Raw genomic sequence first — 11,410 nt, forward strand, 5'->3', positions numbered from 1 at the left:
GGGGCGGACAGCCCGGCCGGCGGCCAGGGGACCGCCGGTGCCGGCCGGTCCTGGCGCAGCACGCTGCTGCCCGAGGGCGCGACCGGCGGCCGGGCGCAGCCCGCGATCCGGATCTTCGGCCGCTGGGCGCGCGGCCCGCTGCTGCCCGCCGTCCGGCTGTGGCGGCGCAATCTCCAGCTCCGCGTGGTGGCCTCCACCCTGCTGCTGTCACTGGCCGTGGTGCTGGTGCTGGGCGTGGTGGTCATCGGGCAGGTGCGCAACGGCCTGCTGGACGCCAAGCGGCAGATCGCGCAGAGCCAGGCCGAGGGCGGCTTCGCGGTGGCCGCCGAGCGGGCCGCGGCGCCGGACACCGCCGCCGAGGGCGGTGCCGGGCCCACCGTGGACCCGGGCACCTGGCTGACCGGCCTGGTCTCCCAGCTCGCCAGCGGCGGGCAGGGGGTCTACTCGGTGGTGGCGCTCAGCTCCGACCTGGACAGCTCCCGGTTCGGCTCGGACGGCATCGGCGCCCCGCGCGGTCCCCGTGCCTCCTCCGACATCCGGCCCGAGCAGTCCATCTCCATGGAGATGCGCGAGGCCGTGGACACCAGCCCGGATCTGCACTGGCAGTACGGCACGGTGGTGCGGCAGGACGGCTCCACCCAGCCGGCGCTGATCGTCGGCAAGCGGCTGAGCGACATCCGTGGCAACAACTACCAGCTCTACTACCTCTTCCCCTTCACCCAGGAGGACGAATCGCTGAGCCTGGTGAAGACCACCATCGCCACCGCCGGGGTGTTCCTGGTGGTGCTGCTGGGCGTGATCGCCTGGCTGGTGGTGCGCCAGGTGGTGACCCCGGTCCGGATGGCCGCGCGGATCGCCGAGCGGCTGGCGGCCGGCCGGCTCCAGGAACGGATGAAGGTCAGCGGCGAGGACGACATCGCCCGGCTCGGCGAGTCCTTCAACAAGATGGCGCGCTCCCTGCAGCGGCAGATCCAGCAGCTGGAGGAGCTGTCCCGGATGCAGCGCCGCTTCGTCTCCGACGTCTCGCACGAGCTGCGCACCCCGCTGACCACGGTGCGGATGGCGGCCGACGTCATCCANACGGTGCGGATGGCGGCCGACGTCATCCACGCCGCACGGGAGGACTTCGACCCGGTGACCGCGCGCTCCGCCGAGCTGCTGATCGGCCAGCTCGACCGGTTCGAGGAACTGCTCGCCGACCTGCTGGAGATCAGCCGGTTCGACGCGGGCGCGGCCCTGCTGGAGGCCGAGCCCACCGATCTGCGGGACGTGGTCCGGCGGGTGGTGGAGGGCGCCGAGCCGCTGGCGGAGCGCAAGGGCAGCAGGCTGCTGGTGCTGGGCGACGCCTGGCCGGTGCGGGCCGAGGTCGACCCGCGGCGGATCGAGCGGGTGCTGCGGAATCTGGTGGTCAACGCGATCGAGCACGGCGAGGGCCGGGACGTGGTGGTGAGGCTGGCGGAGGGACCCGGCGCGGACGGCGCGGTGGCGGTCGCGGTGCGCGACTACGGCATCGGGCTGCGGCCGGGCGAGGCGGAGCGGGTCTTCAACCGCTTCTGGCGGGCCGATCCGGCACGGGCCCGGACCACCGGCGGCACCGGTCTGGGGCTGTCCATCTCGATCGAGGACACCCATCTGCACGGCGGGCGGCTGGAGGCCTGGGGGGAGCCGGGCGGCGGCTCCCAGTTCCGGCTGACGCTGCCGCGGACCGCCGGGTCGCCGCTGCGGGACTCGCCGATTCCGCTGGTGCCGGACGACTCCCGGGCGGCGCGGCTGCAGCCGGTGGAGACGGCGGCCGGGGCCGGGGCCTCCGGCCCGGCGGGCGGTGCCTCGCCCGCGGGTGATCCGGCGGGAGAGGCCGGTCTCGCGGGCGGGGCCGGTGAGCCCGGCGCCGCCGGACCGTCCCGGGGGTCCGCGCAGATGGCCCGCTCCCTGCCGGGCACGGTGAACGGGCAGGCCGGCCGCGAGGAGTCCGGCCGGCCGGAGGAGGACGGCCATGGCCGCTGACGGTTTCCCGGCCCGGCGCGGGCGTGCGCTGCGACGGCGCGTGCTGGGCTGCGCGGCCGGGGCGCTGCTGCTGGCCGGCTGCGCCTCCATGCCGGGCAGCGGCGATGTGCACCGGGTCGACTCGGCGCAGCGGCCCGAGGGCGACGGCCAGGTGCGGGTGTTCGGCGTGCCGCCGGAGGAGGGGGCCGTCCCGCAGGAGATCCTGCTCGGCTTCCTGGAGGCCATCACCAGCGACGAGTCCGACTTCGCCACCGCCAAGCAGTACCTGACCCCGCAGGCCCGCGAGACCTGGCGGCCGCTGGCCAGCACCACGGTGCTGAGCACCGGACCGCTGCCGACCAGCCTGGGCGGCGAGCACACCGAGGACGGTGAGAGCCGCGTGTTCGACGTCACCGGAACCCGGCTGGCCACCGTGGACGAGGGCCGGATCTTCCGTCCGGACGACGCCGGCTACAAGGGACAGTTCCGGCTGCGCCTGGTGGACGAGGAGTGGCGGATCGACGAGCTGCCGGACGGCCTGGTGCTCGCCGAGGAGGACTTCCGCCGCAATTACCGCACGGTGGACACCTACTTCTTCGCCGACCCCGGGGCCGCGGCGGCCGAGGTGCCGCGGGTCGCCGACACCCTGGTGCCCGATCCGGTGTTCGTGCGCAGGCGGGTGGACCCGGTGGGCGAAGCGGTGTCCATGGTGCTGCGCGGCCCCAGCGAGTGGCTGGCGCCGGTGGCACGCAGCTACTTCCCGGCGTCCGCGCGGCTGGCCGGCGACCAGCGGCTGACCGTGACCGAGTCGGGCCTGCTGCCGCTGCGGCTGACCGGGGTGCCGGGGGATCTGGCGACCGGGCGCTGTGAGCGGATGGCCGCGCAGGTGCTGTTCACCGTGCGCGACCTGGGCGTGGGCGAGCCGGGCGAGGTGCTGCTCGCCGACGAGGACGGCTCCCCGTACTGCTCGCTGACCGAGTCGGAGGCGCTGAACTGGCGGCCCGGCCTGCTGGTCGGCAACCAGGACCGGCAGTACTTCCTCAACGAGGACCAGCGGCTGATCTCGGTGGGCGAGGACACCCAGCGGCCCCGGGTCGTGGAGGGCCCGCTGCACGACGTGCAGCTCCGCTCCGTGGGCATCAGCCGGGACGAGGAGCTGGCGGCGGGCGTGTCGGCCGGCGGCGACGCGCTGTTCGTGGCCGGACTGGACAGGTCCGACGAGCTTCCCGAGCCCTCCTACGTGACCGCGCCCGCCGGGGAGGACGGGTCCGGCGGACTGTCCGTGCCGAGCTGGGACGGACTGGGCGACCTGTGGTTCGCGGACCGGAGCGGCAACCCGGGACTGCACCGGATTCCCGGCGGCACCGGCGAACCGGTCCCGGTGACGGTGGAGGGCCTGCGCGCCAGCCAGCGGATCGAGGAGGTGCGGCCGGCCTCGGACGGGGTGCGGATCGCGCTGCTGCTCCGCCAGGGCGACAAGCGGAGGCTGTATCTGGGGCGGGTGGAACGCGACCCCGGCACCACGGGCGACGCGCCGCTGAGCGCCGAGGCCGAGGACGCGGTGGGGGCGGCCCGCGGCGGCGACTTCGTGGTGACGGTCCGCGATCTGCGGCCGGTGACCCCGCACCTGGACAATGTCACGGCCGCGGCCTGGGCGGGGGACAGCCGGCTGGTCGTGGTGGGCCGGCCCGCGGACGGGGTGGAGCAGCTCCAGTTCGTCTCCACGGACGGCTCCGCGGTCAATTCGCCCTCGCTGCCCGGCCTGGGCGAGGTCATGGGGGTGGCGGCCTCGGAGGAGGAGAAGCGGCCGATGCTGGCCCAGGTCGCGGAGGGCGTCGTCCGCCAGCGGCCGGACGGCCAGTGGCAGATCCTGGCCACCGGCACCGCCCCCGTCTACCCCGGCTGACCAGACCACCCGGTCCGGCCACGCCACGTCACGCCACGCCGGGCCGGGCCGGGACGGGCCGGGCCGCACCCGGCCGGTGCTGCGCTGCCGGAGCGTGCGGGTGGTTGTCCACAGGGGTGGCGGGGCGGCGCCCGGCGGGGGCAGGGTCGGGGTGTGTTCGAGGGCTTGGTGCGGGAGATCGGCGGGCTGGTGCTGCCCGCGGAGTGCGCCGGGTGCGGCGCGGCGCGGACGGTGCTGTGCCCGGAGTGCCGGGCGGCCCTGCTGGGCGGCGGAGCGCGGCGGGTGCGGCCGTGGCCGGAGCCGCCGGGGCTGCCGCCCGTCTACGCCTCGGCCGTGTTCGCCGACCGGGCCCGCGCGGTGCTGCTGGCGCACAAGGAGCGCGGTGCGCTGGGCCTGGCCGGGCCGCTGGGCGTGGCGCTGGCCTCCGCCGTGCGGGCGGCGGGCGGTGCCCGGGCCGCCCCCGGGGTGCTGCATCTGGTGCCGGTGCCCTCCGGTGCCGCGGCCCGGGCCCGCCGGGGGCACGATCCGGTGCGGCGGATGGCCCGTGCCGCCGCGGCCCGGCTGCGTGCCGAGGGCGTGCCGGTGCGGGTCTGGTGCGTGCTGCGGCACCGCCGGGCCGTCGCCGACCAGGCGGGGCTCGGGGCCGCGGGCCGGCTGGAGAATCTGCGGGACGCATTGACCGTGCGCCGGGGCCGGTCGGCCCTGTCCGGCGCGGTCGTGCTGGTGGACGATCTGATCACCACCGGCGCCACGCTCGCCGAGGCGGCCCGGGCGGTGCGGGAGTCCGCCTCGCCCGTGCTGGGCGCGGCCGTGGTCGCGTCGGTGCCCGGTGCGTGATTCGGCAGGAGCCGCGATGGGCAGAGCTTGGCGTACGGGTGTTCGGCGTCCACCGTTGGAGGTACGTTCGAGGGCATGGGTATGGTGGATGTCCCGGAATATCCAGGACAAATCCATACGCGCTCCTCGGCACACTCCACGGGGCTTTGCGGGACCGTCCGCCTCGTTCCTGCGTTCGGCAGGGATGGGGAGCCCGCCGCCGGGGGAGAAGGAGGTGACAGGCGCGCCTGCCGTAGCGCCGGAGAGGACCTTCCGTCGGGGCCTGTCCGGACTTACTGCAAGGATGTGCTCCGCCTCAGCGGCGGAGCGATCCGGGAACGGAGTTCTGCGTGGACATCGTCGTCAAGGGCCGTAAGACAGATGTGCCGGAGCGTTTCCGGCGGCACGTGGCCGAGAAGCTGAAGCTGGACAAGATCCAGAGGATCGACACCAAGATCAACCGGGTCGACGTCGAGGTGTCCAAGGAGCACAATCCCCGGCTGGCCGACCGGTCCGACCGGGTCGAGATCACGGTGCGCCACCGTGGTCCGGTGATCCGGGCCGAGGCCGCCGCGGCGGACCCCTACGGAGCCCTCGACCTCGCCGTGGAGCGGCTGGAGAACCGGCTCCGGCGACTGCACGACAAGCGGACCACCCGGCGTGGCAAGGGCCGCATCCCGGCCAGCGAGGTGGGCGCCGTGGTGGCCGGCGCGGCGCGGATGAACGGCAATGGCGAGCTGGGGCAGCGGCCCGAGCCGGAGGCACCGCCGCGCCCGGAGAAGAAGGGACCACTGGAGATCGACGGCGAGGGCCCGCTCGTGGTCCGCGAGAAGACCCACACCGCCGCCCCCATGACACTGGACCAGGCTCTGTACGAGATGGAGTTGGTCGGGCACGACTTCTATCTCTTCGTCGATTCCGAGACCAAGGCCCCCAGCGTCGTCTACCGGCGGCACGGCTACGACTACGGCGTGATCCACCTGGAGACCGACCCCTTTGTCCAGCAGGCCCCGGAGGGCGCCGGCGGAGCCCTGGGCGGCTGACCGCCGCCCGCCGGATCGTCACGACACCGTCCCCGGCCGGATCTCTGGATCCGGCCGGGGACGGTGTCGTGAAATCATGGGGGAGCCCGATGGGCCGGGCGCGGCGAACGGCCGGTGCGCACAGGCAGCAGGGGGAGATGACGATGGTGGACAGCTTCGGGCCGACGATGCCGCATGCCCGTTCCGGGGCTGCGGACGACCCGTTCGCCGCCGGGCGGTCCGCCGAGCCGATCCGCGTCCTGGTGGTGGACGACCACGAGCTGTTCCGGCGCGGGCTGGAGATCGTGCTCGCCCAGGAGGAGGACATCCAGGTCGTCGGCGAGGCGGGGGACGGGGCCGAGGCCGTGGAGAAGGCCGCCGACCTGCTGCCCGACATCGTGCTGATGGACGTCCGGATGCCCAAGCGCAGCGGCATCGAGGCGTGCACCGCCATCAAGGAGATGGCCCCCAGCGCGCGGATCATCATGCTGACCATCAGTGACGAGGAAGCCGACCTCTACGACGCGATCAAGGCCGGCGCCACCGGATACCTGCTCAAGGAGATCTCCACCGATGAGGTCACCGCCGCCATCCGGGCGGTGGCCGACGGCCAGTCCCAGATCAGCCCGTCCATGGCGGCCAAGCTGCTGACCGAGTTCAAGGCGCTGATCCAGCGCACCGGGGAGGAGCAGCGGCTGGTGCCCGCGCCCAAGCTCACCGGGCGCGAGCTGGAGGTGCTCAAGCTGGTGGCCACCGGCAAGAACAACCGGGAGATCGCCAAGGAGCTGTTCATCAGCGAGAACACGGTCAAGAACCATGTGCGGAACATCCTGGAGAAGCTCCAGCTGCACTCCCGCATGGAGGCCGTGGTCTATGCCATGCGGGAGAAGATCCTCGACCTGGAGAACGGATAGCGGCCTGCGGCCCGGGCCGTCACCCGGGCCGCCGTTCAGCGCGGGTCGAAGCCCCGTGCGATCGCGGCGTCCAGCGGCCCGCGCAGTTCGTCCGGGGTGACCCGCTCGATGCGGATGTCCCCGGCCCAGCCCACCCATCCGGCGGCCTCGTGCAGCGCCTGGGCCATCGCCGGCACCGCCTTGGCCGCCTGCCGCGCAGTGCCCTCGAAGCTGGCGTGCCGGGCGACCAGCACCCGGCCCTCGCGGGCCGGGTCCACCCGGCCCAGCAGCCGGCCCCCGGCCAGCAGCGGCATGGCGAAGTAGCCGTACACCCGCTTCTCCCGGGGGGTGTACGCCTCCAGCCGGTGGGACATGCCGAATATCCGCTCCGTGCGGCGCCGGTCCCAGATCAGGGAGTCGAACGGGGACAGCAGAGTGGTGCGGTGCCGGCCGCGCGGCGGCTCGGCCAGCGCGGCGGGATCGGCCCAGGCCGGGGCCTGCCACCCGCGCACCGTGACCGGCACCAGCCCGGTGCCCTCGATCACCCCGGCCACCTCGGCCTGGGTCATCCGGTGGTAGTCGGCGAGATCCGCCAGGGTGGCCACGCCCAGTGCGGCACCCGCCCCGGCGACCAGGCGCCGCCGGCATTCCTCGTCTGCCGGCTCCTGGTTGCGCAGCGCCTCGGGGACGGCCCGCCCGGCCAGGTCGTACACCCGCTTCCAGCCGCGCCGCCGGGTGCACACCACCTCTCCGGTGTCCAGCAGCCACTCCACCGCGATCTTCGTCTCCGACCAGTCCCACCACGGGCCGCCGTTCTTGGCGCCGCCCAGCTCGGTGGAGGTCAGCGGGCCCTCGCCGGCGAGCCGGGCCCGCACCTCGGCCAGGGAGCGGCCGGCGTCCTTCATCCGGTGCCAGCGGTGGCCGCGGGCCAGGAAGGCCCGGCGCCGGAAGGCGAACAGCGGCCAGTCCTCCATCGGCAGCACACAGGCCGCGTGCGACCAGTACTCGAAGGCACTCGTGCCGCTCCAGTAGGCGGCCTCCACGGCCTCCCGCCGCACCGGGCCGAGCCGCGCGAAGGGCACCAGCTCGTGCGAGCGGGCCAGCACCGAGATGGTGTCGAGCTGCACCGCACCGAGCCGGCGCAGCACCCCGGGCACCCCGGCCCTGCGGTCCGGCCGGCCCATCAGACCCTGCGCGTGCAGCGCCAGCCGCCGGGCCTCGTCCGCCGACAGCTCGGCGGAGGCCCGCGGCGCGGGCACCGGCACCTCCCGCCCACGGGCACGGCCCGGGCGGGCGGCGGGGACGGAAACGCCGGGCGAGGAGGCGGTGTGCGCATGCGGGGCAGTCATGCGGGGGATCGTAGAGCCGGGCACTGACACTCCGCTTGTGCCTCGCATACGATGGCCGGTGCGGCGGGCACGGAACGCCGCGCCCATGCACCCGACCGTGCAGGGCCGGACAGGCCCTGGGCCGACCGGCAAGGAGACCAGTTCTCGTGTCCCTCTTCAACAAGATCATGCGAGCGGGCGAAGGCAAGATCCTGCGCAAGCTGAACCGCGTCGCACAGCAGGTGAACTCGATTGAAGAGGACTTCCTTGACCTGTCGGACGCCGAGCTGCGTGCCCTGACCGACGAGTACAAGGAGCGCCTCGCGGAGGGTGAGGCCCTCGACGACCTGCTGCCGGAGGCCTTCGCCACGGTGCGGGAGGCGGCCAAGCGCGTCCTGGGCATGCGCCACTTCGACGTGCAGCTCATGGGCGGTGCGGCCCTGCACTTCGGTCATGTCGCCGAGATGCGCACCGGTGAGGGAAAGACGCTGGTCAGCACCCTGCCCGCCTATCTCAACGCGCTGACCGGCAAGGGCGTGCACCTGATCACCACCAACGACTACCTGGCGCAGCGCGACGCCGAGTGGATGGGCCGGGTGCACAAGTTCCTGGGCCTGACCGTCGGCTGCATCACCTCCGGCATGGCCCCGGCCAAGCGGCGCGAGCAGTACCGCTGCGACATCACCTACGGCACCAACAACGAGTTCGGCTTCGACTACCTGCGCGACAACATGGCGTGGTCGAAGGAGGAGCTGGTCCAGCGCGGCCACAACTTCGCCATCGTCGACGAGGTGGACTCCATCCTGATCGACGAGGCGCGCACCCCGCTGATCATCTCCGGCCCGGCCGACCAGCCCACCAAGTGGTACGCGGACTTCGCCAAGCTGGTGATCCAGCTCGAACGCGGCGAGCCGGCCGTGCCCACCAAGGGCGAGCAGGAGACCGGCGACTACGACGTGGACGAGAAGAAGCGCACCGTCGCCATCCATGACGCGGGCGTCGCCAAGGTGGAGGACTGGCTGGGCATCGACAACCTCTACGAGGCGGTCAACACCCCCCTGGTCGGTTACCTCAACAACGCCATCAAGGCCAAGGAGCTGTACAAGCGGGACCGCGACTACGTGGTGCTGGACGGCGAGGTCGTGATCGTCGACGAGCACACCGGCCGTGTGCTGCCGGGCCGCCGCTACAACGAGGGCATGCACCAGGCGATCGAGGCGAAGGAAGGGGTGAAGATCAAGAACGAGAACCAGACCCTCGCCAAGATCACCCTTCAGAACTATTTCCGCCTCTACGGCAAGCTGTCCGGCATGACCGGTACCGCCATGACCGAGGCCGCCGAGTTCAACCAGATCTACAAGCTGGGCGTGGTGCCCATCCCGACCCACAAGCCGGTGGCCCGCACCGACCACGCGGACCTGATCTACCGCACCGAGGTCTCCAAGTTCGAGGCCGTGGTCGAGGACATCGTGGAGCGCCACCGCAACGGCCAGCCGGTGCTGGTCGGCACCACCTCGGTGGAGAAGTCCGAGTACCTCTCCCAGCAGCTCCGCAAGCGCGGGGTGAAGCACGAGGTGCTGAACGCCAAGAACCACGCCCGGGAGGCGGCGATCGTCGCCAAGGCGGGCCGCAAGGGCGCGGTCACGGTGGCCACCAACATGGCCGGCCGCGGCACCGACATCAAGCTGGGCGGCGACCCGGAGGAGCTGGCCGAGGCCGAGCTGCGGCGCCGCGGGCTGGACCCGGTGGAGCACGTGGAGGAGTGGACGGCGGCCCTGCCGGAGGCCCTGGAGCGCGCCGAGAAGGCGGTCAAGACCGAGTTCGAGGAGGTCCGCGACCTGGGCGGGCTGTATGTGCTGGCCACCGAGCGGCACGAGTCCCGGCGCATCGACAACCAGCTGCGCGGCCGGTCCGGACGCCAGGGCGACCCGGGCGAGTCCCGCTTCTACCTCTCGCTGGGCGACGACCTGATGCGGCTGTTCAAGGCGCAGCTCGTGGAGCGGGTGATGTCCATGGCCAATGTGCCGGACGACGTGCCCATCGAGAACAAGATGGTCACCCGGGCCATCGCCTCGGCGCAGAGCCAGGTCGAGCAGCAGAACTTCGAGATCCGCAAGAACGTCCTCAAGTACGACGAGGTGCTCAACCGGCAGCGCGAGGTGATCTACACCGAGCGGCGCCGGGTCCTGGAGGGCGAGGACCTGCACGAGCAGGTGCGCTTCTTCATGGACGACACCATCGACGCCTACGTCCAGGCGGAGACCCAGGAGGGCTTCGCCGAGGAGTGGGACCTGGACCGGCTGTGGAACGCCTTCAAGCAGCTCTACCCCTGCCAGATCACGGTGGAGGAGCTGGAGCAGGAGGTCGGTGAGCGCGAGGGGCTGACCGCCGAGTTCATCGCCGAGGCGATCAAGAAGGACATCCACGAGCAGTACGACGCCCGCGAGGCCGAGCTGGGCTCCGAGGTGATGCGGGAGCTGGAGCGCCGGGTGGTGCTGTCGGTGCTGGACCGCAAGTGGCGCGAGCACCTCTACGAGATGGACTACCTCCAGGAGGGCATCGGGCTGCGCGCCATGGCGCAGCGCGACCCGGTGGTGGAGTTCCAGCGCGAGGGCTTCGACATGTTCACCGCGATGATGGACGCCATCAAGGAGGAGTCGGTCGGCTACCTGTTCAACCTGGAGGTCCAGGTGGAGCGGAAGGTCGAGGAGGTCCCGGTGAAGGCGGGTGCCCCGGCCGGTGCGCCGCAGGACGCGGTGCCGCAGCCGGCACAGGCGCCGGCCCCGGTGCCCGCCGGGCGGCGGCCGGAGATCCGGGCCAAGGGACTGGAGACGCCGCAGCGCGCCGACCGGCTGCACTTCTCGGCGCCGACCGTGGACGGCGAGGGCGGGGTCGTGGAGCGCGACCTGACCACGGAGAACGAGGCCGCGCCGCAGCAGACGCGTGCCGAGCGCCGTCGCGCCCAGAAGGGCGGGCGCCGCCGCAAGAAGTGAGGCGGCGGCGGGAACCGCCGGCCGCCCCGCGAGCGGGGGCCACCCACGGGTGGCCCCCGCTCGCATGTGCCGGTCCGCCGCTGCCGGTGCCCGGACGTCCGGCGGCGGCGCCCGACGCCGGGGCCCGTGCCGGTGCCCGGGGCCGGACGGCGTCTAGGGGACGGGGGTGTCGAGGTCGACGGCGGTGCAGTACCAGCGGCCGCCGGCGGCGCGCTCCAGGCGGAAGGCCAGCGCGCGGACCCGGCCCCCCACCGCGATCCGGGCGAACGCCTCGATCACGTCCGGGCCGGGACGGCAGGCGCCCACCCGGCGCAGCGCCGGGGCGCCGCGGGTGCCGGCCGGCGGCAGCAGCGGGGTGTGCGGGGCGGCCCGGCCGAGCCGGTCGTAGGCCTCGGCGCGGGCGTGACCGAGCAGGACATGCACCGGCTTCCGGCCGCTGAGCACCAGAAGGAGCTGCTGGGCGAACCAC

At 73.4% G+C, this 11,410-nt stretch carries 8 protein-coding genes; 6 read left to right on the forward strand and 2 right to left on the reverse strand.

Annotated features, from left to right (window positions below):
* The 5 genes from mtrB to GQS09_RS23240 form a co-directional block, all read left to right on the forward strand.
* The coding region (gene mtrB, locus GQS09_RS23220; RefSeq protein ID WP_399552586.1) for an MtrAB system histidine kinase MtrB at positions 1-2,004 on the forward strand (2,004 nt) is incomplete at its 5' end.
* Entirely contained in the window at positions 1,994-3,889 is a 1,896-nt protein-coding gene (locus GQS09_RS23225; RefSeq protein WP_165989352.1) for an LpqB family beta-propeller domain-containing protein, read from the forward strand. The genes mtrB and GQS09_RS23225, both read left to right, overlap by 11 nt.
* A gap of 153 nt (positions 3,890-4,042) precedes the next feature.
* Positions 4,043-4,726, forward strand: a complete 684-nt coding sequence (locus tag GQS09_RS23230) for a ComF family protein (RefSeq protein WP_313896300.1) — start codon at positions 4,043-4,045, stop codon at positions 4,724-4,726.
* Positions 4,727-5,055: 329 nt separating this feature from the next.
* Positions 5,056-5,748 carry a ribosome hibernation-promoting factor, HPF/YfiA family gene (gene hpf / locus GQS09_RS23235; RefSeq protein WP_165989355.1) on the forward strand — a complete coding sequence of 231 codons (693 nt, stop codon included), beginning with the start codon at positions 5,056-5,058 and terminating at the stop codon, positions 5,746-5,748.
* Positions 5,749-5,891: 143 nt separating this feature from the next.
* Entirely contained in the window at positions 5,892-6,641 is a 750-nt protein-coding gene (locus tag GQS09_RS23240) for a response regulator transcription factor (RefSeq protein ID WP_165989357.1), read from the forward strand.
* Between the two features lie 35 nt (positions 6,642-6,676).
* Here the strand turns inward: GQS09_RS23240 and GQS09_RS23245 are convergent, their stop codons facing one another.
* Positions 6,677-7,804 carry a winged helix-turn-helix domain-containing protein gene (locus tag GQS09_RS23245; protein ID WP_243761706.1) on the reverse strand — a complete coding sequence of 376 codons (1,128 nt, stop codon included), beginning with the start codon at positions 7,802-7,804 and terminating at the stop codon, positions 6,677-6,679.
* 311 nt (positions 7,805-8,115) lie between these two features.
* Between GQS09_RS23245 and secA the strand changes: the two genes are divergently transcribed.
* Positions 8,116-10,941: a preprotein translocase subunit SecA gene (gene secA / locus GQS09_RS23250; RefSeq protein ID WP_165989362.1), complete on the forward strand. Its 2,826-nt coding sequence runs from the start codon at positions 8,116-8,118 to the stop codon at positions 10,939-10,941.
* A 153-nt stretch (positions 10,942-11,094) separates the two neighbouring features.
* Here secA and GQS09_RS23255 read toward each other — a convergent pair.
* Positions 11,095-11,410, reverse strand: a 316-nt coding sequence (locus GQS09_RS23255; RefSeq protein WP_243761704.1) for an Rv3235 family protein, incomplete at its 5' end; no start/stop codon positions are given.

This window comes from Streptomyces sp. YIM 98790 (assembly GCF_011421595.1).
Lineage (GTDB): Bacteria > Actinomycetota > Actinomycetes > Streptomycetales > Streptomycetaceae > Streptomyces.